We start from the raw sequence: 23,911 nt of genomic DNA, 5'->3' as shown, positions 1-23,911 counted from the left end.
CCACCCCACCGTCAGGACGGCAGACATGCACACCGAAGGCACGCACGGACAAGGCACGCACGGAGAAGACACGCAAGGCACCCACGGACAAGGCACGCAAGGCACGCACGGAGAAGACACGTACTTCAAGGAGACGGACACACTCCTGTTCATCGGTGACTCCATCACCGACGCGGGCCGCGACCGCACGGACTCCGCGTCGCTCGGCAGCGGGTACGTGAACGAGATCGCACGGACCCTGCACGAGCGGACGAACGGCGGACCCGGTCCTGCCGTCGTCAACAGGGGCGTCAACGGCAACCGTGTGTACGACCTGGAAGCCCGCTGGAACACCGACGTCATCGCTCACCGGCCCACCGTGGTCACGGTGAAGATCGGCATCAACGACACCTGGCGGCGCTACGACAGCGGGCTCGCCAGCCCCATCGACGAGTTCGAGGCCTGCCTCGACGGCCTGCTCGCCGGCACCGCGCGGGAGCTGTCGCCCCGGCTGGTCGTCATCACCCCGTTCCTGCTCCCGGTCACCACCGAACAGGAGGGCTGGTTCGAGGACCTGACGCCCCGTACGGACGCCGTGCTCCGTGCGGCGAAGGCCAACGGGGCCCGGTTGGTCCGCGCGGACCTCGCGATGCGGCGTGCCCGGGAGCGGTACGAGGCAGCGGAGCTGGCCCGGGACGGGGTCCACCCGAGTCCCGTCGGCCACCGGATCATCGCCGATGCCTGGCTCGCCGCTGTCGGCTCCGGAGCCACCCCGGTGCCGCGAGGGTAGGGCGGCGGGCCGCGGAAGGCTCCCCCTACCCGGGAGGCAGGGGGAGCCGCACCTCGACATCGATCGGTTCGGTCCGCCCGTTGACCTGTGCCGATCCGCTGACGCGCAGAAAGCGCACCGGGTCGAGGATCAGCTCGCCGATGACGTCACCGTGCTCGTGGAGGTAGAGACCGATGTCGTAGCGGTCGGCCATGCTGTCGTCGAGCCGCACGGTCGCCACAGCGCCGGACCGGACGACGGGAACCTCCGTGAGGTAGAGGCGCGGCGGATGGACCGCCCACGCGTACCGGCCGGTGCCGGGCTGAGCGTCGAGGGCCTCGGTGGTGCCCCACACCTCGATCGACACCGTGCCGTCCGGTGCCGTCCGGACCGACGACTCCGATCGGTCGACGGCGAAGTCCGTATCGCCCAGGACGAATCTGTCCACGGTGAAACCCCCAGTGGCGGTCGGTGTGGCGTGGTGACCGGTTTCCATCATGGCAGCAGGCCCTCTCCGGCGCGGCGTGCCCGGCTGCACGGCCCGGCGGCCGGCACAGCCGCGTGAGGAGGGTCACTTCCCGTACACGGCGGGGCATGGTTCTTCGGACCGGGGGCAGGCGGCCAGATCGCCGGGGTGTGACCGGCGCGGCAAGCCACCCGGAACCGAAAGGCCACATACGACGTGTCGGCAGCACAACAGACCATCCACGTGGGCGGAGAATGGCGCCCGGCCGTCTCCGGCGCCACGCGCGACATCATCGACCCCGCCGACGCGAGCGTCTTCACCGTCGTGTCGGAGGGCGGCATCGCCGACACCGATGACGCCGTCGCCGCGGCGCGCGCCGCCTTCGACGACGGGTCCTGGCCCCGCACGCCCGTCGCCGAACGGGCCGGCGTACTGCGCCGCGTCGCGACCCTGCTGGAGCGGGACCGGGAGAGGATCGGCGCCCTGGAGAGCCAGGACGCGGGCAAGACCCTCGAAGAGGGGCGCGTCGACGTCGACTGCGTACGCGACGCCTTCCGCTACTTCGCCGACCTCGTCATGAACGAGAGCGGCGGACGCGTCGTCGACGCCGGGACCGACGAGGTACACAGCGTCGTCGTGCACGAGCCCGTCGGGGTGTGCGCACTGATCACTCCCTGGAACTACCCGCTGCTCCAGGCGAGCTGGAAGATCGCACCGGCCCTCGCGGCCGGCAACACCTTCGTGATCAAGCCCAGCGAGATCACCCCGCTCACCAGCGTCGCCCTGATCGGGCTGCTGATGGAGGCCGGGCTGCCGCAGGGCGTCGCCAACATCGTCACCGGTGCCGGTGCCACCGTGGGCGCCCGTCTCGCCGAGCACCCGGACGTCGACCTGGTGTCGTTCACCGGCGGCCTGTCCAGCGGTACGAAGGTGGCCCGGGCCGCCGCCGACACGGTGAAGAGGGTCGCCCTCGAACTCGGCGGCAAGAACCCCAACGTCGTCTTCGCCGACGCCTGCGCCACCGACGACGGCTTCGACACCGCCGTCGACCAGGCGCTCAACGCCGCCTTCATCCACAGCGGCCAGGTCTGCTCCGCCGGATCCCGCCTCATCGTCGAGGAGTCGCTGCGCGACCGGTTCGTCACCGAACTCGCCCGCCGCGCCGAGCGGATCCGCCTCGGCCGGGGCACCGACCCGGGCGCCGAATGCGGGCCGCTCGTCTCCGGGCAGCAGCTCGCGAGGACCGAGGACTTCGTCGCGTCCGCCATCGAGGAGGGCGCTGTGCTCCGGGCCGGTGGCGAACGGCCGGAAGGCCCCGGCTACTTCTACCGTCCCACCGTCCTGGACCGGTGTGAGAGGTGGATGCGCGTCGTCCGCGAGGAGGTCTTCGGCCCTGTGCTGACCGTCGAGACCTTCCGCACGGAGGAGGAGGCCGTCACCCTCGCCAACGACACCGAGTACGGGCTCGCCGGCGCGGTGTGGACCGCCGACGCGGGCCGCGCCCGGCGCGTCGCCGGACGGCTGCGCCACGGCACGGTCTGGATCAACGACTTCCACCCCTACCTGCCGCAGGCCGAATGGGGCGGATTCGGAAAGTCGGGCATCGGCCGCGAGCTGGGCCCGACCGGACTCGCCGAGTACCGCGAGGCCAAACACATCTACCAGAACCTCGCTCCGCGCCCCGTGCGCTGGTTCGCCGGCTGAGACATCCGCCGCGCCGCACCCGACCTCGGCGCGGCACGCCGCACGGCCCACCACGCACGCGACCGCCCGACGCACGCGACCGATGCACGCCGGTACCCAACGGAGCAGAGGGAAGAAGCACATGACCGACAACCAGGTCTACGACTACGTCGTCATCGGCGGCGGCACAGCCGGGTCGGTGATCGCCTCCCGGCTCACCGAGAACCCCGACACCACCGTTGCCGTCATCGAGGGCGGCCCCAGCGACGTCGGACGGGACGACGTCCTCACCCTGCGCCGCTGGATGGGCCTCCTCGGCGGTGAGCTGGACTACGACTACCCGACGACCGAGCAGCCCCGCGGCAACTCCCACATCCGTCACAGCCGTGCCCGTGTGCTCGGCGGCTGCTCGTCCCACAACACCCTCATCGCGTTCAAGCCCCTGCCGTCCGACTGGGACGAGTGGGCCGACGCGGGTGCCGAGGGCTGGGACGCGGCGTCGATGGATCCGTACTTCGCCCGCCTGCGCAACAACATCGTCCCCGTCGACGAGGCCGACCGCAACGCCATCGCCAGGGACTTCGTCGAAGCCGCGCGCACCGCCCTCGACGTGCCGCGCGTCGAGGGCTTCAACAAGCGGCCTTTCCAGGAGGGCGTCGGCTTCTTCGACCTCGCGTACCACCCGGAGAACAACAAGCGCTCCTCGGCCTCCGTGGCCTATCTGCACCCGTTCCTGGACCGGCCCAACCTCCATATCGCCCTGGAGACCCGGGCGTTCCGGCTGGAGCTCGAAGGCACCCGGGCCACCGGAGTGCACGTGCGCACCGCGGACGGCGAGGAGCGCGTCGTACGGGCCCGGCGCGAGGTGCTCGTCTGCGCGGGCGCGGTGGACACCCCCAGGCTGCTGCTGCTCTCGGGCATCGGACCCCGCGCCGACCTGGAGAAGCTCGGCATCCCCGTCGTGCACGATCTGCCGGGCGTCGGCGAGAACCTCCTCGACCACCCCGAGTCGGTCGTCGTCTGGGAGACCGACGGGCCGATCCCGGAGAACTCCGCGATGGACAGCGACGCGGGCCTGTTCGTACGCAGGGACCAGGACGCCGACGGACCGGACCTGATGTTCCACTTCTACCAGATCCCGTTCACCGACAACCCCGAGCGGCTGGGCTACGAACGGCCCCCGCACGGTGTCTCGATGACGCCCAACATCCCCAAGCCCCGCAGCCGCGGCCGGCTCTACCTGACCAGCGCCGACCCCGAGGTCAAACCCGCCCTGGACTTCCGGTACTTCACGGACGAGGACGACTACGACGGCCGCACCCTCGTCGACGGGATCCGCATCGCACGCCGCATCGCGGAGCAGGAACCGCTCGCCGGCTGGCTCAGGCGCGAGGTCTGCCCGGGGCCCGGGATCACCTCGGACGAGGAGCTCGGAGAGTACGCGCGCAAGGTCGCGCACACCGTCTACCACCCGGCGGGGACCTGCCGGATGGGTGCCGCGGGCGACGAACTCGCCGTGGTGTCACCCGATCTGAGGATCCGTGGCCTGGACGGCATCCGGATCGCCGACGCGTCCGTCTTCCCGACGATGACGACCGTCAACCCGATGATCGGCGTGCTGATGATCGGGGAGAAGTGCGCGGACCTGCTGGGAGGCAACGCCTGATGGACACCGAGCCGCCGGTCTTCTCCGTACGCGATCTGTGGAAGGTGTTCGGCCCGAAGGCAGAACGGGTGCCGAAGGACCCGGCCCTCGCCGCGCTCGGGCCCGCCGAACTGCGTCGGCGCACCGGCTGCACCGCCGCCGTGCGCGATGTGTCCTTCGACGTCCGCAAGGGTGAGGTCTTCGTCGTCATGGGCCTCTCCGGCTCCGGCAAGTCGACGCTCGTGCGCTGTCTGACCAGACTGATCGAGCCCACCTCCGGCTCGATCACCATGGACGGCGAGGACGTCCTGTCGATGGACTCCGCACGGCTGCGCGCACTGCGCCGCCACCGCGCAGCCATGGTCTTCCAGCACTTCGGACTGCTGCCGCACCGCTCGGTCGTCGACAACGTCGCGTACGGGCTGGAGATCCAGGGCGTCCCGCGCGCCGAACGGCGGCAGCGGGCGGCGGAGTTCGTCACCAAGGTCGGCCTCGAAGGCATGGAGCACCGCCGCCCCGAGCAGCTCTCCGGCGGCCAGCAGCAGCGGGTGGGACTGGCCCGCGCACTGGCCGTCGACCCCGAAGTGCTGCTGTTCGACGAACCGTTCAGCGCACTGGACCCACTGATCAGACGTGACATGCAGGAAGAGGTCGTACGGCTGCACGGCGAGGAGGGCCGCACGATGGTCTTCATCACGCACGACCTCGCCGAGGCGCTGAAGCTCGGCGACCGGATCGCGCTGATGCGGGACGGCCGGATCGTGCAGCTCGGCACGCCCGAGGAGATCGTGGGCGCCCCCGCGGACGACTATGTACGCGACTTCGTCCGCGATGTGCCGCGCCAACGGGTCATGACGGTGCGCACAGCGATGCGCCCGCCCGAGGCCGCGGAGGCGGACACCGGTCCGGCGCTGGGCCCCGACGCGACGGTCCACGAGGCCATCGAGGCCGTGGTCCGCAGCGGCGGGACCGCCCGCGTCGTCGAGAACGGCCGCTGCGTGGGCGTGGTCGGCCACGCGGACCTGCTGGGCGTGGTGGCGGGGCCCGCCCCGCGGAAGGAGGCTGTCTGATGCCCGCACACACCACCTGGGGCCCGCCGGGCCCCCGCACCGCACCGCACACCGGGCCCGCCCGCGGCACACACCCGACGGGGAGGCGGCCGCGATGACCCTCACCGCCACCACGGGTGCCGGGTCCACCGCAGGCACCGAGGCCGGCACACCCCCGCTACGCACCCGGCCGCGCGATACCCTCGCCCGGCACCGCACCGCCCTCATCGCGGGCGCCGCACTCCTCGCGCTCCTCCTGGGCACCCTGCTCCTGGGCGGCGGAACCTGGCCCGCGCGCCTCGCCGTCGACCTGTCCGGCCCACTCGGCCACGCCAGCGACTGGATCATCGACAACCGGGACAGCCACCCGCTCTTCCTGTACTTCTTCGGCCACATCAGCAACGCCGTCGTACTGTCCGTGCGCGCCGTCTACCTCCTGCTCCTGGCCGCCGGCTGGGCCGGGGTCACGGCCGCCGCAGGGTTTGTCGCCTGGCGAGTCGCGGGCATCCGTCCGGCCCTCACCGCCGTCGCCGCGTTCGCCGTGTGCGGACTGCTCGGCATGTGGGTTCCCACCATGCAGACCCTCGCGCTGATGGTCGTCGCCGTCACCGCGTCCGTACTGCTCGGCGCGTTGCTCGGGCTCGCCGCCGGACTGTCCGGCCGGGTGCACCGGGCCCTGCGCCCCGTGCTCGGCACCATGCAGGTGCTGCCCGCGTTCGCGTATCTGCTCCCGGTCGTGCTCGTCTTCGGTATCGGCGTCCCGGCGGCCGTGCTCGCCACCGTCGTCTACGCGGCCCCGCCGATGGCCCGGCTGACCGCGCTCGGGCTGCGCGGCGCGGACGCCGCGGTGATGGAGGCCGCGGCCTCGCTCGGCGCGACCGGCCGGCAACGACTGCTGACCGCCCGGCTCCCGCTGGCCCGCAAGGAACTGCTGCTCGGCGTCAACCAGTCGATCATGATGGCGCTCTCGATGGCGGTGATCGCGTCCGTGATCGGCGCCGGCGGCCTCGGCGACCGCGTGTACCAGGCGCTGGCCTCCGTGGATGTCGGCGCGGCGCTCGCCGCCGGTGTACCGGTCGTACTTCTCGCCGTCGTCCTCGACCGGGTCACCGCCGCGGCGGGGGAGCGGATCGGCGCCGGGCCCGCCCGGCGGCCGGGCCCCGGCCGGGCCGCCGCCGTGGCCGGCACGGTCGCCGTCGCTCTGGTGGGCCGTTACGCCGGCCGGTCGGCGTGGCCCGACGCCTGGAGCATCGACATCGCCGCCTCCGTCAACCACGTCGTCGGCTGGATGACCGCGCACCTGTATTCCGGGGTGCCCGTCGTCGGCGGCACCGCCGACTGGGCGGCCCGCTTCACCACCTGGATCCTCGACCCGGTGCGCGACGGTCTGCAGTGGCTGCCCTGGTGGACCGTACTGCTCCTGGTGGCGGTCCTCGCCCAGCTCATCGGCACCTGGCGCACCGCGCTGACCGCCGTGCTGGCCATGGCCGCGATCGGCGTGCTCGGAAAGTGGGCCCCGGCCCTGGACACCCTCTCGCAAGTGCTGGCCGCGGTCGCCGTCACCCTCCTCGCCGGGGTCGCCACCGGCGTCGCCGCGGCGCGCAGCCCACGCCTGGAGCGTCTGCTGCGGCCGGTGCTCGACGTCTTCCAGACGATGCCGCAGTTCGTCTACCTCATCCCGGTGGTCGCGCTGTTCGGCGTCGGCCGGGCACCCGCGGTCGCCGCCGCCGTGGTGTACGCGCTGCCCGCCGTCGTGCGTATCACCACGCAGGGCATGCGGGCCGTGGACCCGGCCGTGATGGAGTCCGCCCGCTCGCTCGGCGCGACCGGCCGGCAGCAGTTGCGCCAGGTCCAGCTCCCCCTCGCCCGGCCCGCGTTGCTGCTGGCGGTCAACCAGGGCGTGGTACTCGTCCTCGCCGTCGTCGTCATCGGCGGCCTGGTCGGCGGCGGCGCGCTCGGCTACGACGTGGTGTTCGGGCTGGCCCAGGGCGACCTGGCGACCGGGCTGGTCGCCGGCGCGGCCATCGTGTGCCTCGGGCTGATGCTGGACCGGGTGACCCAGCCCGCCGGAAAGGAGACCCGGGATGCGTAGCCGTACCATCGCCGCCGCCGCGGCGTTCGGGCTGCTGGCCCTGACGGGCTGCGGCGCGGCCGACATGACGAGGCAGTCGTCCCCGTACGCCGACGCACACGGCGCGAAGACCGTCACACTGTCCGTCCAGTCGTGGGTGGGCGCGCAGGCCAACGCCGCCGTCGCGCAGTACCTGCTCAAGCACGAGCTGGGGTACCGGGTCGACACCGTCCAGATCGACGAGGTCCCCGCCTGGGACGCCCTCAGCCAGGGCCGGGTGGACGCGATCCTGGAGGACTGGGGCCATCCCGAGCAGGAGCGGCGGTACGTCGCGGACAAGAAGACCATCGCGCCGGGCGGGGAACTCGGTGTGACCGGTCACATCGGCTGGTTCGTACCGAAGTACTTCGCCGACACCGACCCGGACGTGACGGACTGGAAGAACCTCGACAAGTACGCCGACCGGCTGCGCACGGCCGAGAGCGGCGGTAAGGGCCAGCTCCTGGACGGCTCGCCGTCCTACGTCACCAACGACAAGGCACTGGTGAAGAACCTGGACCTGGACTACCAGGTGGTCTTCTCCGGCTCCGAGGCGGCACAGATCACCCAGATCAAGCAGTTCGCCAAGGAGAAGAAGCCGTTCCTGACCTACTGGTACAAGCCGCAGTGGCTGTTCGCGCAGGTTCCCATGACGGAGGTGGAGCTGCCCGCGTACGAGGAGGGCTGTGACGCCGATCCGGAGAAGGTGGCGTGCGCGTATCCGCACACTCCGCTGCGCAAGTTCCTCAACGCCCGGTTCGCCGACGCGGGCGGCCCGGCCGCCGAGTTCCTGAAGAACTTCCACTGGACGACCGGGGACCAGAACGAAGTGGCCCTGCTGATCGCGGACCGGAAGCTGTCGCCCGAGCAGGCCGCGGAGCGCTGGGTGAGGAAGAACGAGTCCACCTGGCGTGCGTGGCTGCCGAAGTGAGCCGCCGGCGGATGTCGTGCCGTACCGTGCCGGGCTTCGGTACAGAACGGCACGGCATCCGTGCCACGAGGGATCAGGCGCTGGTGTGCAGCGGGACGGTCAGCTGCTTGAGCCAGGTCCCCGTCGTGAAGTCACGGGCCTTGATGACGACGGAGTGGGGCCCGACCTCGATCTGGAGCCCCTGGTTGAAGGCGTCGCCGAGGGAGACCTCGCCGCCCTTGCCGTCGTCCATCCAACCCACCTGGACGGCCGAGGTGTTGACGACGGTGAAACCTTCGAGGTTGCCGGTGCCGGGGACGACCCGGCGCACCACCCAGTCGGACAGGTTCAGGTCCCAGTGGGTGTGCCCCGAGAAGAGGAACACGTCCTTGTGGCGACCGAGGATCGACAGCAGCCGGTCGGGCTGGAGGTAGTCGTTGAGGTAGAGCTTGTTGTGGGTGCCCGACACGGTGTTGGGCAGCGGGTGGTGGGTCATCACCATGACGGGCCTGCGACGGCGGGCCCAGTACGCGAGACGGTCATCGAGCCAGGCGAACTGCTCGTCGCTGATCCACACCTCGTCCCACAGCTTCGCGTCGTGGTAGTGCGAGTAGCGTTCGGTCCCGAGACTGAGCACCGGCACCCCGCCGAACGAGGTCTCCGAGTAGACCTTGTTGCGGCCCGCGAAGTTGTAGAAGCTGCGGAAGAGCGAGTCCTCCGTGGTGCCGTTGGGCCAGGTGTCCTGCGCGAGCGTGTTGGGGTCGCTGTACTTCGGTACGTAGAACTCGTGGTTGCCGATGGCCCAGGCGACGTTCCGGGGGTGCGGGTGCCGCTGAAGGGTCTGGCGGACCGCCGCGTACTCGAAGTCGTAGCCGCGCGGGGTGATGTCGCCGGCTATGCCGAGGCCCGCGCTGTCGGGGTTGATGCGGTGCAGGTCGTCGAGGGCCTTGCCGAAGTCGGTCAGGTCGCCCTGGATGTCACTGATGATGTTGAACCGGACCGTCCGGCCCTTGCCGGGCCGGTGCGGAGCGGCCTCGGCGGCCGGTGCCGCGATCCCGGCCCCGGCGGCAAGAGCACCGCCCACCAGGGATGCGGTGCCTGTGGTGGCCATGAACGATCTGCGATCCATCGGAACTTCCTTCGTCTGTGCGCCCCCGTGCGAATGGGACAGGGGGAGTGTCGCTGCTCAGGATGGCCCGGTGGGGTATCAAGGATGACTGTGGCCTGAACTGTTCGTACTGGCTGATTCCGGCGGTGGGGTTCTGCCGGGACGCGGCGCAGTGCTCTTCGGGGACCGTCCGGCCGTCCGGGGCGCGGTCCCGGCCGGGTCACCTCGTGCGGAAGGCGTCGACATCGGTCAGGGTGAGTGTGTTTCCCGGCGCCGGGACATCGTCCCGTCCGGCAGCGGGGTACGAGGCGTGGCGAACTCCGGTGTCAGTGGCGGCGCATAGGGCCTGCGCATGGTCGATCAGGGTTCCAGTCCGTCGTCGCCGCACGACTTCGCGACCTGGAAGCCCGTGCTGCGATTGCTGCGATTGCTGCGGCGGGGCGGCGGCGGGGCGGGGGTGAGGCGGGGCGGCGGAGCAGGCGGCCTCCGCCATGCGCGTGGCGGGGCGCATCGGCCGGCAGAGCTGGAGCCTGTCCCGGCAACGCCGGCTGCCCCGGCCCGGTCGGACGGGTCCCGACCGGATCGGCGGACGACGGAGATCCTCGATCACTCGGGCCGCCCGTGCCGCCGGGGTTGCCCGTGCCGGCCGGTCATGACGCCGGCATCGCACGCCCCGACACGACCCGGGTCCCGCCCCGGGCCCTGCGTGCGTCAGCCGTGCCGAGCGGTCACGCAGCGGGCCCGCCACTCGGCATCGGAGGCCAGGTCCAGGCCGGTCCATGCCATCGCGAGTGCTCCGTCGAGCACCGCGTCGTCCGCGGCCGGGCTCGCGGTCTCCTCGGCGAACTGCCGGGTGTGCGGCATGCCACCGGCTCCCAGCACCCCGAGGCCGGGGTGGATGGCGGGCAGGGCGTGGGTGACGTTGCCCATGTCCGTGGAGCCGCCCGTGCCCTGCGGTACCGGACCGGGCTCGGGCACCTCCCGCCCGGTCGCGCGCAGATTGCCGGCGTAGGAGGCCATCAGCGCGGGGTCATGGCGCAAATCGAGGTAGTCGGGCTGGATCTGTCGTACGGCCACGGTCGTTCCGGTGGCCAGCGCGGCGCCGCGGAAGCAGTTCAGCACCCGCTCCCGCAGATCGGTGAGTTCCTCGCCGGTGGGGGTGCGCACCTCGTATTCGAGCACCGACCGCTCGGGGATGATGTTCGTACGTTCCCCGCCGAGACGGACGATCCCGGACACCCGGTACCCGTCCCGCAGCTGCTGGCGGAGCTGGCCCACCGCGACCTGGGCGACGACTGCCGCGTCGGCGGCGTTGAGCCCGCCCTCGGGGGCCGCCGCGGCGTGTGAGGCCCGGCCGGTGAAGGTGACCTCGAAGCGACCGACCGCGTTGCTGGAGCCGCGTGGGTCGGTGATGTCCACGGGGACGGGGTGCACCATCATCGCCACCGTCACGTCGTCGAAGGCGCCGCGTTCGAGCATCAGCACCTTGCCGCCTCCCTCCTCCTCGGCCGGGGTGCCGAGCAGCTTCACCCGGAAGCCGAGTTCGTCGGCGACCGAGGCGAGCGCGATCGCCGCGCCCGCTCCGGCGGCGCAGATGATGTTGTGCCCGCAGGCATGGCCGATCCCGGGCAGTGCGTCGTACTCCGCGCACACCCCGATCGTGAGGTCCCCACTGCCGTACTCGGCGGTCAGCGCGGTCGGCAGGTCGCACACCGCGCGATTGACGGCGAAGCCGGCGTTCTCAAGCAGTACCGCGAGCCGTTCGGCGGCCCGGGTCTCGGTGAACGAGATCTCGGGATCGTCGTGCAGGGCGTGGCTGAGCTCCAGAAGCCGGCCCTTGTACGTGTCGAGGCGTGCGGCGACGCGGTCGCGGAGCGATGAGTCGGCTGCGGGCATGGGGATCCCCTCCACTGAAGTAGGCGTGCGAAAATGGAAACTATCCGTTTCCTTATCGATCTCATGTCTACTCGTCCGCCTGGAAAATAGCCAGGGGCCGACCGTGTTGGCATCTTCTGAGGGAAACCATCCGTTTCCCATTGACGTGCGGCGCCGCATGCCCCGAAATGGGATGTCATGGCTAAGAGCACTCAACGACCGGTCGGCCGGCCCCGCAGCGAGGACGTCCGGGACCGGGTCATCGGCGCGGCCGACGAGCTGCTCGCCGAGACCGGCTATCTCGGCATGACCATGGACGAGATCGCGGTACGCGCGAAGGTGTCGAAGAAGACCCTCTACCGGTGGTGGCCGCACAAGGCGGCGGTGACCGCCGAGGTGCTCGTCGCCCGTGCCGACGTGCGCGTCGTTCCCGACCTCGGTGACACCCGCGCCGAACTGCTCGTGGTCTTCGGCCACATCGACGAATTCACCCGCGCCCGCGACACCTTCACGCGGTTGTGTCTGACCGAGGCGGCAGTCGACGAATCGGGCGTCCTGCGGTCCTTCCTCGATGTCGTGCTGCGGCGCCGGGACCAGGTCCGGGCCGTCATGCAGCGCGGGATCGCCCGCGGCGACCTCCCCGCGGACATCGACGCCGACGCGCTGCTCGACCTGTGGAACGGGTTCTTCGTCTACCGGCGGTCCTTCCGGCCCGCTCCCGTGCATGACGACACGGTGCGGCAGCTGGTGGATCTCGCCCTGGCGGGACAGGTGCCGCGCCTGCCCGCCGAAGGCCGGACCGGCGGCCGCCCGGCCGGCTGACCGGCGTCCGGCGCGAGCCGGTGCCGGGCGCTGTGCGCCGGTGCGGCCGATTCAGGGAGGCCGTCGCCCGTGTCAGGTCTCCTCGTCCTCCCCGCGGCGCTCGCCCTCCGCCTGGGACGGCTGGGTGCGCATGGTGGCGGGGTGCCGCTCTTCGGCCGGATCCCTGTCCTCGTCCAGCCGCTCGCCCTCGGCCTGCGACGGAGTCGGGTACTCGATGTTCTCCTTCATGGCAGCCTCCGTGGTCGGAACGCCTGCCTACAGATCGAGCGTATCGCGTCCGGCCGGCCGGCCGCCGGGCCGGATCCGGCCGGTCGGCGCGGCCGCCGGAGGAACCGGGCCGCTCCGGCGGCGCATTCCGAAGGTGTGGACGGCGATGGCTGCCACCGTCCCGACCAGGGTGTCCGCCGCGAGGCCGGGGGCCGTGGAAGTCTCCCGTGCCCCTGCACGATGGGCGTACCCACGCGCTTGTCTATTGGTCGAGCACTCAATAGCATTGGATTCATGACGGCAGGAGTTCATCGGCGACGAATTCGGAGGTGGCCGGCCGATCGACGTGCGGAAATGGTCGACGAGGCCGCCTCGGTCGCCCCGACCGAGGGACTGGAGGGCATCACACTGCGCCGGATCGGCGAGCGCCTCGGCGTACGTCCGGGGCTTGTGAGTCACTGCTTCCCCGTGGTGGACGAACTGGTGGCGGAGGAGTTCGGCCAGGTCGTCGGTGCCGAGCTGGACACCCTCGTGCCACCCGGTCAGACCGGTCAGACCGGTCAGGCCGGTCAGGCCGGTCAGGCCGGTCACGCCGGCCAGGCCGATGAGGCCGGTCAGACCGACCAGGCCAACCAGGCCGATCAGCCCCATCCGGCACCCCGGACCGCAGCTCTGCTCGCCACCCACTGACCACCCTCAAGGAGTCCGCCAGTGCATCCCGGCCTCGTCCTTCTCTCCGCCCGTCTCCTCGATGTCGTCACCGGCGAACCGCTGCCGCAGACCGCCCTGGCCGTCTCCGGCGGACGGATCTCCGCACTCGACGACGACCGGCGGATCCGTGCCCTCGCAGGACCGGCGACCACGGTGATCGACCTCAAGGGCGCAGTCGTGACGCCCGGCCTCGTCGACGGCCACATCCACCCCCTCATGGGCGCCGAGCTCACCCACGGCCTGGACCTGTCCGGATGCGCCACCCTCGACGAGGTACGTCAGGCCCTGGCGCGGGAGTCCGGAACGCTGGCCCCCGGAGCGTGGCTGCGCGGCTGGGGTCTGGACCCGAACGTCTTCGGCGACCGGCCCGTCGCGTCCGCCACCATCGGACCGGTCCTGGACGGCATCCCGGCCGTTCTGCTGCTCTTCGACGCCCACTCCATGATCGCCAGCCCCCGCGCGCTGGAACTCGCCGGTGTCGACGGGCCCCGCCGATTCGAGCAGTACGCCGAGATCGTGTGCGACGAGGCGGGCCACCCCACCGGTCTGCTGCTGGAGGACGCCGCCTGCGAGCTGGTCGAGCGGGCCGCTCCGCCGGTCGCCCCCGCCGAGCGCCGTGCCCGCCTCGCCTCGGCGCTGCGTGAAGTGGCCGCCTCCGGGCTCACCGGCGGGCACGCCATGGACGCCAACGGGGAGAGCCTGTCGCTCTACGCCGAGCTCGACGAGGCGGGTGAACTCCCGCTGCGCCTGCGGGTCGCGCCCTGGCTCCAGCCCGGAGCCGACGGCCGGACCGTGGCCGACCTCATCGCCCAGCAGGGCACGGGCGGCCGGCTGTGGGAGGTCGCGGGCGTCAAGCTGTTCATGGACGGCACCATTGACAACGGCACCGCCTGGCTGGAGCGGCCCGACTGCCACGGCGAGTCCACGCACGCCTTCTGGCCCGACCCCGCGGCCTTCACCGGGATCATCGGCCAACTCCACCGGGCCGGCGTGCCCACCGCGACCCACGCCATCGGCGATGCCGCGGTGCGCCACGTCCTCGACGCGGTGGAGGCGGCCACGAGTGAGGAGTACCGGGGCGTACGGCACCGGATCGAACACATCGAGACCGTCCCGGACGACACCCTGCGCCGGTTCGCGGAGCTCGGCGTCATCGCGTCCATGCAGCCCACCCACTGCTGCGACTTCACCCGCGCCGACCACACCGACAACTGGTCCCGGCGGCTCGGCGAGGAGCGCGCCGCGCAGGCCTGGCGCTGCCGCGACCTGTGGGACTCGGGAGCCACCGTCGTACTCGGCTCCGACTGGCCCGTCGCCCCCTACCCACCGCTCGCGGTGATGGCGGGCGCCCGCCACCGCCGCCCCAGCCGCGACCTCACCCAGCCCCCGCACAACCCCGGTCAGGCCCTCACCGCCCTCGAAGCGCTCCAGGGCATGACCCTCAACCCGGCCTGCGCGGCAGGAGCGGAACACGAGTCGGGGCGGCTGGCCATCGGCCACCGCGCGGACCTCACCGTGTTCGCGGAGAACCCGCTCGCCACACCCGCCACCGACCTGGCCGGCCTTCCCGTCGTGCTCACCGCGGTCGACGGCCGCACCACCCACCGCGACGCCGGCCTGTGACGGAATGTGGGGCGAAGCATCCGGAGATGCCTCGCCCCACTCCGCCCCGCCGCCCGGCGCGGCCCCGACAAAGGCCGAACGGCGCGGTGCTTCCCGGGACAGCCCTTAGCCGGCGCGCCGCAGACCGATGCGGTCGATGGCGCATGTCCCGGGGTTTCCGGTGCTGTCGGTGTGCTGCCCGACGTGGGTCAGCCGGAGCGTGTTGGTCCCCGCCCGTACGGACACCTGGCTGAACTCCGGCTCGGCGTAGGTCATCACCGGGCTGTAGAGGTCGATCGGTGCTCCGACCGTGGCGCCGTTCACCGACAGCCGGTAGATGCCCCGGGAGTCGTGCCGTTTCACCCGCAGCCGCAGGGTTCGCAGCCCGGCTTCCGGCGACTGGAACGTGAAGGTCAGCGCGGAACCGGCTGCGGCAGGTGTGAACAACACGCCGTGGCCGGCGCCGCACTGGGGGTCGGTGAAGACCTCCGCGCGCCCGCCCGATGCGGAGAACGCGAGTTCTTCCGCCTCCGCCACCTGGTCCAGCGGGCGCGGCGTCCAACTGCCGCGCGAGTCGCAGAGCACCACGCGGGTACGGTCGGTGGCGGCCTCCGAGTCGGTGTAGGCGACCAGGCGGCCGTCGGGCGAGAAGGCCGGATGGGGGTGGCCGGGATGGGCGGAACCCCAGCCCACCAGGCCCAGTGTGCGCGGCGGGTGTACCCCGGTCAGGTCCACCAGGGCCACCGCGCCCACCTGCCCGCGTGCCGAACCGTTGCGACCGTTGGTGTCGGTGACCGCCCAGCGGCCGTCGGCGGAGATGGCGCAGTGGTTGTACGCGCCGTTCGCATTCGAGGGACCCGGCGCCAGCAGCCGGTCCGGCCGGTCGTCCGGGTGGACCATCCACAGTCCTGCGGCGCTGCCGCCGATGGCCACGGCGAGGCAGCCGGTGTCGGCACGGGAATTCCATACGTTGTGGGTCCCGACCGGTACGCCCGAGGCGGCCTGGTCCCAGATCATCTTGCCGTGCGGCGCGTGCACCGGATGCAGCGCCCAGGCGAGGATGTTGCCACCGAGCGAATAGCCGATCCATTCGGGATCGTGGGCGCTGTACTGGAAGTGGGTGGCGAACACGCTCCCGGTGAAGACCTCTCGCGCCCGGCCGCTCGTGAGCTCGATCTCGACCGCCGTGGTGGGGCCGGCGGTGATCGGTGCCGGGTAGTGGCTGCACAGCACGCGGTCGCCCGCCGGATGCAGATTGACCACGACACTGAGATCCCGGCCAGGCGGCGGTGAGTAGAGCTTCACGGGCGAGGGGGCGGCCAGATCGATCAGCCAGACCGCGTTCTCGGCGCAGGTGACGAGGCGCCCGGAGTGGATGTTCCACCAGACGAACGGATTCCGGTCGCCCGCCGGGGTGGCGAACCGTGCCAGGAACCGCTCCTCGCCGGACCGCACATTCACCTCCCACAGACTCGTGGCCCCGGTCTCCCGCTGCCCGAGCACGATGCGGTCGCCATCCACGAATCCGTTGTGCGTGGGGTATGTGAAGTAGCGCCGCTGGTCGAACGTACTGAGGTGGCGCAACTCGAACGGTTCCGGGGCGGTGGTGGCGACGGCCGTGCCCACGCCTGCCGTCCCGGTGGTGATTCCTGCGGCCAGTACTGCCAGCCCGGCCATGCGGCCGAACCCTCTGCGGGTGATCTCACTCATGGCGTCCTCACTCATGCGTGCTCACTGTGGGTGGCGCTCAGCTTCGAACCCGCCGATGGAGGAAGTCAAGGTGCTAATACGAATTAGTACAGGCAGTTGGGTGGCGTCGGGGGTGTGGGCTCTGCCCGGAAGGGGTCGGTGGTCACAGGCGGCTACCGGTCTCGGGGCATGGCTCTCGGCCTCGCGGGAGGACGTGCGGCGGTGATGCGAACACGGGGGAGACCGGTGTGGTGGCGGACGTCACGCCGGGCCGCGGTGGCAGACGTCGGCCGCGGCCGGTTCCGGACCGCCGGAGACCGGAAGGGCAAACAACTTCGGCTGACAGAAGCCGAGTTCAGAGATATCGCCGCATCGATCGGAGCCGGGTGTCCGGGCTCAGGGATCGATCTTCAGCACCTCGGACACGGGCCGACGAGGCGTGCACGGCCCCCCGGGTCCGTATCCGAGACGCACGATCATCTGCGGATGCCCCGTGCCGAGAACCGGGTCGCGCAGCAGGTGCCTCAGCTCCGGCCATTCCAGGGGCTGCGTCGCGAACGAGGTGACGAGCCCGTGCCGTACGGCGGTGAGCAGGACGCGCTCCAGGGCCTGTCCGGCACACAGCCAGTTCACCGGGCGGTCGCGCACGGTACGGAGCAGCGCGAGCTGCGGCCGGTCCTCGAAAAGGGCGTGCGCCCGGCCCGGAATGACATCCGTACCGGCGAAATCCCGGTTGATCGCCCTGCCCGATGCGTCGGTGGGGCCGAAGGCGTAGTCCGGGACACCGTCGACCGCCGCCTCCACCTTGGTGTCCCGGGTCCAGTAGCGCTGCTCCGCGTCCCTCGCCGGATCGCTCAGGTCGAACCCCTCGGCGTCCCGGATCAGTACGAGCACCCGCTCCAGGTGCTCCGGCGGCAGAAACGACAGGTCGGCGTCCTCGGCGAGGGCCGCGTCGACGAGGCGCGCGCGGACGTCGTCGGGGATCACCCGGTCGCCGAACGGAAAGCGGCTCGTGTGGCGGCCCCGGATCGCGGGATGCAGAGCGACGAGGGCCGCGTCCGGCGGCTGCGCGGGAACGCCGCGGCGCTCCGCCAGCTGGACGGTCGCCATGACGGCCGGATCGATGGGAACCGGAAGCAGCGTTGTCAGTGTGTCCAGGCCCCGGTACGACGCCGACACCCGCAGGTTCAGCAGCGCCGCACCGCACCCCACGTGCAGGCCACGTGTGGAGGGGTCCGCCTCCGGCATCTCACGGTCGAACTCCGCCCGGAGCGTGAACGTCCGGCCGGCCCGCCCGTACCGGAACCGCCAGGGCTGGGCGTTGTGCATGGACGGGGCGGCGGTGGCATCGGCAACGAGATCCTTCAGCATCGTGTCGTCGAGCGGCTGTCCAGGCATCCGGCACCTCCCGCGGCGCAGCGCACGGTGTCCTTCCACCGTCCCACGTCCGGCGGGCCCGGCGCGAGGGGTCCGATCGCGCAGCGTGATGTCCGAATAGCGCCGGATCCGATGCCCCGGGCGAGCCAGTATCGACTTCGGGGGCCACCGGTCACCCGTTCGGCACGGCACCGGGCCCTGCGTACTCATGAACCCGGACGCATGAACCCGGAATCGAGAACCCGGGGTCGGGAACCCGCAGCCAGGAATCAAGAGCCCCGAATCAGGAATCAGGCCCATGATCGATAAGACACATCCGGCCGGATCCGTGCGCGACCAGGTCGATGCCACCGACTGGTCCGCACTCACCGACGAGATCGCCGCACATGGCAGCGCACCGACCGGGCCGCTGCTCAGCCCCGCCCAGTGCCGCGAAATCGCCGCTCTGTACGACGAGACCGAACGCTTCCGCACCACCGTCGACATGGCCCGCCACCGGTTCGGCTCCGGCCAGTACCGCTACTTCACCCACGATCTGCCCGCGGTGGTGAGGGAGTTGCGGGAGGCGTTCTATCCACGCCTGCTGCCCATCGCCCGTGACTGGTCCGCGAAGCTGGGCACATCCGCGCCGTGGCCCGACGAGCTGGCCGAATGGATCGGCATGTGCCACGCGGCGGGGCAGTCCAAGTCCGCCCAGATCCTGCTGCGTTACGGTGCCGGAGACTGGAACGCCCTGCACCGCGACGTATTCGGCGACATGCTCTTCCCGCTCCAGGTCGTCATCGGCCTCGACGTGCCCGGCGCCGACTACACCGGTGGCGAGTTCCTCATGACCGAACAGCGGCCCCGCGCGCAGTCCCGCGGATCGGCCGCCACCCTTCTCCAGGGTCACGGACTGGTCTTCACCACCCGTGACCGGCCGGTCGCCTCCAAGCGTGGCTGGTCGACGGCGCCCATGCGCCACGGGGTCAGTACCGTCCGATCGGGCCGGCGCCGCACCCTCGGCCTCGTCTTCCACGACGCGCAGTGAGCGGCGTCCCGCGACTCGGCCTCGCAGCGAACGGCCACGCGTCCCCGGACCGGAGGCCGTGATGCCGGAACGGGGCGGGGCGGGGCGGCCGGAGGCCGGGCGGGTGTCCGCCACCGGCGCGCGAGGGAGGCCGGTGGCGCAGGCGCCAGGGACCGTACAGGCCCGCAGTCAGAGGGCTGCCACGGTCGTGGCGCGCCCTGCGGCCCCGCCGCCCTCACCTCCCGCGTCGACCGATGACCCCGGCCTGCCTGCGCATCGACACGGCGGGGCTCGCGGTGGGCGTCCAGGTGCTCGGACGGGCGACGGTGGCGCAGGCGGTGCTCACCGCCGCCGCGGACCCGGGCCTGATCGACGGCGCGGCGGCCCCGCCCCCTCCCTCGCCCCAGCCCTGCCGGGCACCGCCTCCCCAGCCCTGCCGGGCACCGTCTGGATCCGGCTCTCCGCCCCTCGCCCGGTCCACCGCACCGGGAGTGCTCCGGCCCGTGGCCCCGTCGGCCGTCGCTCGGGCGCTCGTCGCCGCGCTCACCGGCTGACCTGCGCGGGGGAGAGGTGGGGCGGGAGGCGGCCGGGCCGGGTCAGCCGGTGCGGTCGATGAGGTACGGGAAGAGTGCCAGGATCTCCCCCAGCGCGGCCGGTGCGAGCGGTACGGCCTCCAGGCCGCGTCGTGCGATGTCCGCCTGCCGGTGGGCCTCGGCCAGGGTGGCCGCGCGTCCGCCCGCCTCCTCGACGAGTTCGGCCGCCCGCCGGGCATCCGCGTCGTCGAGCGGGTCTCCGGTGCCGAGCAGCAGGGCGAGCCGGCGGGCGGCGGGACCGTCCGTGGCCAGCGCCGAGAGGACGGGGTACGTCTTCTTCAGCCGGCGAAGATCGCTGTGCACGGGCTTGCCCGTGACCTCGGGGTCTCCCCACGTACCCAGGAGATCGTCCACCGCCTGGAACGCCACCCCGAGGTGCCGGCCGGCCCGGGCGAGCGCCTCGACGGTCGCGGCCGGGGCACCCGCGAGCACGGCGCCCAGGCCGGCCGCGCAGCCCAGCAGCGCACCCGTCTTGTTCTCGGCCATCCACCGGTACTCGTGCGGCTGTACCGCTTCGGGCCCGCTCCACGGCCTGGACTCGAAGAGCAGGTCGTCGGCCTGACCGCGCACCAGGTCGGTCAGCGTCCCGGCGAGCTGCCGGACCGCCGCCGCACTGTGCCTTCCGGGCGCTTCGGCCAGGGTCCGCACGGCCAGCGCGAAGAGCGCGTCGCCCGCGAGGATCGCCGGGCCGGTCCCGTACGCCTTCCACACGGTGGCGCGCTGCCGGCGGGTCTCGTCGCCGTCCATGATGTCGTCGTGGAGGAGTGAGAAGACGTGGATCAGCTCCACGGCGACCGCACCGACGACCGCCTCCCGCGCCGGCGCGCCGGCAGCCTCGGCGCTGAGCAGTGTGAGCGCCTGGCGGATCCCCTTGCCCTGCGAGCCCGGGGCGGGACTGCCGTCCGTCGTGGCCCACCCGAGCGAGAAGGCGGCCATCTCCGCGTGCCACGGATGCAGCTGCCGCACGGCCTGCGCGAGCGCCGGGCGCACCTGGTCGCGGCAGCGGGCGAGCACCTCCGGCGGCGCGGCCTGCCGGGTTGCGGGCGGTGGCGTCATCGGCGTCCGCTCTCCCCGTCCGTGCCGCCGTCGACCGGCGTCACACCCAGTTCGGCGTACGCCTTGTCCACCATGTCCCGGGCGTTGAGCAGACCGATCCGGCTGAGTGTGCGGCGCAGTTCGTGCAGGTCCGCCGCGGTGTCGTCGCGGTCGCGGCCGAGCCGGGCCAGCGACTTGACGAGCCCGAGCCTGGCCAGCGCCTCACCCCGGGGCTCGGTCATGGCACGGAACTCCGCGAGCGCCTCCTCGTACATCCCGCGCGCCTCCTCGTACCGCCCGGCTCGGAAGAGGACGTTGGCGCGCATCTTGTGGTTGTAGGCGAGGGCGCTGGACAACTTCATGTCCCGGCAGGTGAGTTCGGCCTCCGCGAGCAGCGCCAGGGCACGCTCCGGATCGTTCCGCAGGGAGATGATGTCGGCCATGCCACGCAGGGCCCACGCCCGGCCGCGCCGGTCGTCCGCGTTGCCGGCCAGCTCGGCAGCCTCCTCGAACATGGCCAGGGCCGTGTCGAGGGAGCCCGTGTTGCGGTGGATCTGCGCGATCCCTTCCAGCGCCCACACGGTGTGACGCGCCTCGCCGCGCGCACGTGCCTCGGCGAGCAGCTGCTCATGCAGTGCCGCGACGGTGCGGTAGTCGCCCTGGATCCGGCCGGTCTCCGCGAGGCCGGCGAGGGAGTAGCCGCGGGCGACTATGTCCCCACCGCGCTTGCCCATGTCGGCGGCGAGCCCCAACAGCCGGAAGGCCAGCCTGAGTTGACCACGCTGCCGGGCCAGAGTCCCGCCGCTCCAGAGTGCCCAGGCCATCGCCCCGAGGTCGCCGGCCGAGCGGGCGGACCGGTAGCTGGCCTTCCAGGCCCGATCGGCTTCCGTCACGTTGCCGAGCCGGCGGTGCGCCTCGGCGACGGCGAGCCCGCACCGGGCCACCTCCTGTTGTGAACCGGAGAGTTCGGCCTCCCTCAAGTGGCGTACCCCTTCCGCCAGTACGTCTGTGAGGGAGGAGTTCACCGACATCTTGGTGAGGGCGCCTTGGTACTCGGGCGCCAGTGCCTTGCTGTGCATGGGAGCCTTTCGTGCATGACCGGATCGGAACGAGGTACGACTATGCACTCAATGTATACATATGGTGCATAGTTGCCTGGTCGGCGAACCCGGGTGCTCGTGGGGGTCGGTCGGGGCTTTCGGGCGTGACTGGGCGGCTGTGCTCGTGACGGCCGCTCGTGGCGACCGCGTTGCTGTGGATCAAGCTTGCTATGGGTCAAGACGGCGGTCGCGCGTCCGAGGTTGCTCCGCGATCAACGGAAGTCGACATCGCCACTACGGCGGGGCTGCCTTCCCGTGTCCGGAACATGACTGTCGGACCCGGAACCGCCCGACTCGCCGACTCTTCCGCAGTGCTGACCAGTGTGAGCGGTTACTGCCGCCACCACATGCTCTGGCCATAGTAAAAGACAGAAACATTTGAGAGCCCCTTGCGCCTCATGGCAATCGCTTACATGCTGACGCGCAGCCCCCACGACCCTCCGATTCCATTGATCTTCAAGGGAGTTCCCGGATGCGTCCTGCCCGATCACCGTTCACCACCCCGGCCCCCGGTGTGCCGGAGGGCTCCGCCCCGCGTGCCATGAGCCGCCGGACCGTTCTCGGCTCCCTCGCCGGCGCCGGTGCGGCGACCCTGCTGGGCGCGGGCCCGGCCGCCGCCCGGCAGGCCGAGCAGTGGGGCGGACAGCGGGCCGGGCGCGGCTCGGGGGACACGCTCCTGATCGAGGCGTTTCCGGACGCCGAGAAGGAACGCATGCGGCTGGCCAGGGCCCTCCGGTCCAGCGACTTCATTCCCACCGGCCGGTACGCCCCGGCGGGCGGGTCCATCTCGGTGACGGTCCGTCCGGCGGGCGGCCGCGTACCGGTGTTGCACATCGGCACCTTCGACTACTACAACGCGAACGCCGCGCTCCAGGAGCCGCGTGCCGTCCCGCTGCGCCCGGGCCGCAACACGGTCGGGGACGCCCACGGCGGCCCGATCCACCTGAGCTTCGCGGGGGAGGGCGAGCGTGCCGCCGTCACCTTCGGCCCCGGCACCCCGCGCATGGCGGTCTTCGAACTCGGCCGCACCGATGAAGCCGCCTTCCAGCAGCAGCTCGACGAGAAGACCGACATCCCCTGGGTCGAGCTGATCACCGGTCGGGCGATCCTCACCCTCACTCGCGAAGGCGCACTGCTCTACCGGGACGAGGACCACGCGAAGCTGATGGGGCTGTTCGACACTGTCATCGACAGTCATGCGCGCATCAGTGGCCTGGACGGCAGGGGGCGGCTCAACCGTCCCAAGGCGGGCCGCTACCACTTCAACGAGGTCGGCGTCGTGCCCAGCGGGGTGGGGGCCTACGCCTGGCACGGGTACAACGGCTTCCCGCGCGCCTACATGGACCGGCTGTGCACGGTGGCGGGCCTCGGTACGCGAGGCTGGGGGCTGTACCACGAGCTCGGCCACCTCCACCAGCAAGGCGCCTACCAGGCAGACCAGTTGACCGAGGTCACCGTCAACATCTACTCACTGGCCGCGCAACGCACCCTCGGTCAGACCTCCAACCTGCTGACCGTCGACCCGAAGACCGGACTGAATCACTTCCAGACCGCGCTGCCCAAGCTCGGCGCCGATGGAATCAGCTACGAGCAGAGCTTCGGCGCGTACGAAAAGCTCGTCCCGCTCCGGCAGCTGGAGCTGGCCTTCGGTGAGGACTTCTGGCCGAGACTGCACCGGCTCGTACGCGCCGAGCACCGGCACGACGCCCCGGTCGACGACTACACGCACGACCCCGTCATCAACGCCCGCCAGTACCTGGCCCTGGCGAGCTACGCCGGCCGAACCGCCGGATACGACCTCACCGACTTCTTCGTCCACAAGTGGGCGCTCCCGATCGACTCCGCTGGTGTCGCCGCGCTCGCGGCACTGGGGCTGCCGAAGCCGCCCGTCGATCCCAGCACGCTCACCGACTGATCGGCGCCGGCCCTGCGGCCCCGGTGGACCGCAGGGCGTCGGGCCGAAGGCCTGGGCCGCGCACGGCGAGAGACCGCAACGCCCGACATAGCGAGAGACCGCAACGCCCGGCACGGCGAGAGACCGCAACGCCCGGCACGGCAAGAAGCCGCAACGCCTGACACGGCGAGAGACCGCAACGCCCGACATAGCGAGAGACCGCAACGCCCGGCACGGCGAGAGACCGCAACGCCCGGCACGGCAAGAAGCCGCAACGC

Annotated in this window: 20 protein-coding genes; 12 read left to right on the top strand and 8 right to left on the bottom strand. The window is 71.7% G+C overall.

From position 1 onward, the window contains the following. The first annotated feature begins 25 nt into the window (after positions 1 to 25). Positions 26 to 769 carry an SGNH/GDSL hydrolase family protein gene (locus tag ACGF8B_RS10585; RefSeq protein ID WP_392736726.1) on the top strand — a complete coding sequence of 248 codons (744 nt, stop codon included), beginning with the start codon at positions 26 to 28 and terminating at the stop codon, positions 767 to 769. Positions 770 to 794: 25 nt separating this feature from the next. Here the strand turns inward: ACGF8B_RS10585 and ACGF8B_RS10580 are convergent, their stop codons facing one another. After that, a complete protein-coding gene (locus tag ACGF8B_RS10580) occupies positions 795 to 1,196 on the bottom strand; it encodes a hypothetical protein (RefSeq protein WP_392736724.1) in 402 nt (133 codons plus the stop codon). 234 nt (positions 1,197 to 1,430) lie between these two features. On the opposite strand from ACGF8B_RS10580, the gene ACGF8B_RS10575 reads away from it, so the two are divergent. From ACGF8B_RS10575 to ACGF8B_RS10555, 5 genes are all read left to right on the top strand, one after another. Further along, positions 1,431 to 2,918, top strand: a complete 1,488-nt coding sequence (locus tag ACGF8B_RS10575) for an aldehyde dehydrogenase family protein (protein ID WP_392736722.1) — start codon at positions 1,431 to 1,433, stop codon at positions 2,916 to 2,918. A 121-nt stretch (positions 2,919 to 3,039) separates the two neighbouring features. Next, positions 3,040 to 4,563, top strand: a complete 1,524-nt coding sequence (locus tag ACGF8B_RS10570) for a GMC family oxidoreductase (protein WP_392736720.1) — start codon at positions 3,040 to 3,042, stop codon at positions 4,561 to 4,563. Beyond that, positions 4,563 to 5,612: a glycine betaine/L-proline ABC transporter ATP-binding protein gene (locus tag ACGF8B_RS10565; RefSeq protein ID WP_392736718.1), complete on the top strand. Its 1,050-nt coding sequence runs from the start codon at positions 4,563 to 4,565 to the stop codon at positions 5,610 to 5,612. Before ACGF8B_RS10570 ends, ACGF8B_RS10565 begins: the two co-directional genes overlap by 1 nt. 94 nt (positions 5,613 to 5,706) lie before the next feature. Continuing rightward, positions 5,707 to 7,683: an ABC transporter permease subunit gene (locus ACGF8B_RS10560; RefSeq protein ID WP_392736716.1), complete on the top strand. Its 1,977-nt coding sequence runs from the start codon at positions 5,707 to 5,709 to the stop codon at positions 7,681 to 7,683. Then, positions 7,676 to 8,632, top strand: a complete 957-nt coding sequence (locus ACGF8B_RS10555) for an ABC transporter substrate-binding protein (RefSeq protein WP_392736715.1) — start codon at positions 7,676 to 7,678, stop codon at positions 8,630 to 8,632. Before ACGF8B_RS10560 ends, ACGF8B_RS10555 begins: the two co-directional genes overlap by 8 nt. Positions 8,633 to 8,705: 73 nt before the next feature. Here the strand turns inward: ACGF8B_RS10555 and ACGF8B_RS10550 are convergent, their stop codons facing one another. Further along, a complete protein-coding gene (locus ACGF8B_RS10550; RefSeq protein WP_392736714.1) occupies positions 8,706 to 9,740 on the bottom strand; it encodes a metallophosphoesterase family protein in 1,035 nt (344 codons plus the stop codon). 690 nt (positions 9,741 to 10,430) lie between these two features. Further along, a complete protein-coding gene (locus tag ACGF8B_RS10545; protein ID WP_392736712.1) occupies positions 10,431 to 11,615 on the bottom strand; it encodes an amidohydrolase in 1,185 nt (394 codons plus the stop codon). 177 nt (positions 11,616 to 11,792) lie between these two features. On the opposite strand from ACGF8B_RS10545, the gene ACGF8B_RS10540 reads away from it, so the two are divergent. Continuing rightward, on the top strand, positions 11,793 to 12,416 hold the full coding sequence (locus tag ACGF8B_RS10540) for a TetR/AcrR family transcriptional regulator (protein ID WP_392736710.1): 624 nt from the start codon (positions 11,793 to 11,795) through the stop codon (positions 12,414 to 12,416). A gap of 72 nt (positions 12,417 to 12,488) precedes the next feature. Here ACGF8B_RS10540 and ACGF8B_RS10535 read toward each other — a convergent pair whose 3' ends face one another. Beyond that, on the bottom strand, positions 12,489 to 12,644 hold the full coding sequence (locus ACGF8B_RS10535) for a hypothetical protein (RefSeq protein WP_259928902.1): 156 nt from the start codon (positions 12,642 to 12,644) through the stop codon (positions 12,489 to 12,491). A gap of 333 nt (positions 12,645 to 12,977) precedes the next feature. Here ACGF8B_RS10535 and ACGF8B_RS10530 point away from each other — a divergent pair, with 333 nt between their 5' ends. Then, positions 12,978 to 13,313: a hypothetical protein gene (locus ACGF8B_RS10530; RefSeq protein WP_392736708.1), complete on the top strand. Its 336-nt coding sequence runs from the start codon at positions 12,978 to 12,980 to the stop codon at positions 13,311 to 13,313. Between the two features lie 21 nt (positions 13,314 to 13,334). Continuing rightward, on the top strand, positions 13,335 to 14,957 hold the full coding sequence (locus ACGF8B_RS10525) for an amidohydrolase (protein WP_392736706.1): 1,623 nt from the start codon (positions 13,335 to 13,337) through the stop codon (positions 14,955 to 14,957). Between the two features lie 105 nt (positions 14,958 to 15,062). Here the strand turns inward: ACGF8B_RS10525 and ACGF8B_RS10520 are convergent, their stop codons facing one another. Together ACGF8B_RS10520 and ACGF8B_RS10515 are read right to left on the bottom strand one after the other, a co-directional pair. After that, positions 15,063 to 16,661 (bottom strand): hypothetical protein, encoded by a 1,599-nt coding sequence (locus tag ACGF8B_RS10520; RefSeq protein WP_392736704.1) that lies wholly within the window; start codon positions 16,659 to 16,661, stop codon positions 15,063 to 15,065. A gap of 360 nt (positions 16,662 to 17,021) precedes the next feature. After that, positions 17,022 to 18,023 carry an Acg family FMN-binding oxidoreductase gene (locus ACGF8B_RS10515; protein WP_392736702.1) on the bottom strand — a complete coding sequence of 334 codons (1,002 nt, stop codon included), beginning with the start codon at positions 18,021 to 18,023 and terminating at the stop codon, positions 17,022 to 17,024. Between the two features lie 277 nt (positions 18,024 to 18,300). Here ACGF8B_RS10515 and ACGF8B_RS10510 point away from each other — a divergent pair, with 277 nt between their 5' ends. Beyond that, positions 18,301 to 19,032 carry a 2OG-Fe(II) oxygenase gene (locus tag ACGF8B_RS10510; protein ID WP_392736700.1) on the top strand — a complete coding sequence of 244 codons (732 nt, stop codon included), beginning with the start codon at positions 18,301 to 18,303 and terminating at the stop codon, positions 19,030 to 19,032. Between the two features lie 233 nt (positions 19,033 to 19,265). Continuing rightward, a complete protein-coding gene (locus tag ACGF8B_RS10505; protein WP_392736698.1) occupies positions 19,266 to 19,565 on the top strand; it encodes a hypothetical protein in 300 nt (99 codons plus the stop codon). 42 nt (positions 19,566 to 19,607) lie between these two features. Here ACGF8B_RS10505 and ACGF8B_RS10500 read toward each other — a convergent pair whose 3' ends face one another. Together ACGF8B_RS10500 and ACGF8B_RS10495 are read right to left on the bottom strand one after the other, a co-directional pair. Further along, positions 19,608 to 20,660, bottom strand: a complete 1,053-nt coding sequence (locus ACGF8B_RS10500; RefSeq protein ID WP_392736696.1) for a polyprenyl synthetase family protein — start codon at positions 20,658 to 20,660, stop codon at positions 19,608 to 19,610. After that, positions 20,657 to 21,718, bottom strand: coding sequence for a tetratricopeptide repeat protein (locus ACGF8B_RS10495; RefSeq protein ID WP_392736694.1), 1,062 nt, complete (start codon positions 21,716 to 21,718; stop codon positions 20,657 to 20,659). Before ACGF8B_RS10495 ends, ACGF8B_RS10500 begins: the two co-directional genes overlap by 4 nt. 493 nt (positions 21,719 to 22,211) lie before the next feature. Between ACGF8B_RS10495 and ACGF8B_RS10490 the strand changes: the two genes are divergently transcribed. Continuing rightward, positions 22,212 to 23,654, top strand: coding sequence for a M60 family metallopeptidase (locus ACGF8B_RS10490; protein WP_392736693.1), 1,443 nt, complete (start codon positions 22,212 to 22,214; stop codon positions 23,652 to 23,654). Positions 23,655 to 23,911: the final 257 nt, after the last annotated feature.

The sequence above is a fragment of the Streptomyces sp. NPDC047917 genome (genome assembly GCF_043204345.1).
Classification (GTDB): domain Bacteria; phylum Actinomycetota; class Actinomycetes; order Streptomycetales; family Streptomycetaceae; genus Streptomyces; species Streptomyces sanglieri.
This window is presented reverse-complemented; position numbering and strand designations above follow the sequence as displayed.

Excerpts from the sequence above, each read along its gene's own strand:
- ACGF8B_RS10585 (WP_392736726.1), top strand. The coding sequence starts at position 26 with ATGCACACCGAAGGCACGCACGGACAAGGCACGCACGGAGAAGACACG.
- ACGF8B_RS10570 (WP_392736720.1), top strand. The coding sequence starts at position 3,040 with ATGACCGACAACCAGGTCTACGACTACGTCGTCATCGGCGGCGGCACA.
- ACGF8B_RS10565 (WP_392736718.1), top strand. The coding sequence starts at position 4,563 with ATGGACACCGAGCCGCCGGTCTTCTCCGTACGCGATCTGTGGAAGGTG.
- ACGF8B_RS10560 (WP_392736716.1), top strand. The coding sequence starts at position 5,707 with ATGACCCTCACCGCCACCACGGGTGCCGGGTCCACCGCAGGCACCGAG.
- ACGF8B_RS10555 (WP_392736715.1), top strand. The coding sequence starts at position 7,676 with ATGCGTAGCCGTACCATCGCCGCCGCCGCGGCGTTCGGGCTGCTGGCC.
- ACGF8B_RS10550 (WP_392736714.1), bottom strand. The coding sequence starts at position 9,740 with ATGGATCGCAGATCGTTCATGGCCACCACAGGCACCGCATCCCTGGTG.
- ACGF8B_RS10545 (WP_392736712.1), bottom strand. The coding sequence starts at position 11,615 with ATGCCCGCAGCCGACTCATCGCTCCGCGACCGCGTCGCCGCACGCCTC.
- ACGF8B_RS10540 (WP_392736710.1), top strand. The coding sequence starts at position 11,793 with ATGGCTAAGAGCACTCAACGACCGGTCGGCCGGCCCCGCAGCGAGGAC.
- ACGF8B_RS10535 (WP_259928902.1), bottom strand. The coding sequence starts at position 12,644 with ATGAAGGAGAACATCGAGTACCCGACTCCGTCGCAGGCCGAGGGCGAG.
- ACGF8B_RS10530 (WP_392736708.1), top strand. The coding sequence starts at position 12,978 with ATGGTCGACGAGGCCGCCTCGGTCGCCCCGACCGAGGGACTGGAGGGC.
- ACGF8B_RS10520 (WP_392736704.1), bottom strand. The coding sequence starts at position 16,661 with ATGAGTGAGGACGCCATGAGTGAGATCACCCGCAGAGGGTTCGGCCGC.
- ACGF8B_RS10515 (WP_392736702.1), bottom strand. The coding sequence starts at position 18,023 with ATGCCTGGACAGCCGCTCGACGACACGATGCTGAAGGATCTCGTTGCC.
- ACGF8B_RS10510 (WP_392736700.1), top strand. The coding sequence starts at position 18,301 with ATGATCGATAAGACACATCCGGCCGGATCCGTGCGCGACCAGGTCGAT.
- ACGF8B_RS10505 (WP_392736698.1), top strand. The coding sequence starts at position 19,266 with ATGACCCCGGCCTGCCTGCGCATCGACACGGCGGGGCTCGCGGTGGGC.
- ACGF8B_RS10500 (WP_392736696.1), bottom strand. The coding sequence starts at position 20,660 with ATGACGCCACCGCCCGCAACCCGGCAGGCCGCGCCGCCGGAGGTGCTC.
- ACGF8B_RS10495 (WP_392736694.1), bottom strand. The coding sequence starts at position 21,718 with ATGCACAGCAAGGCACTGGCGCCCGAGTACCAAGGCGCCCTCACCAAG.
- ACGF8B_RS10490 (WP_392736693.1), top strand. The coding sequence starts at position 22,212 with ATGCGTCCTGCCCGATCACCGTTCACCACCCCGGCCCCCGGTGTGCCG.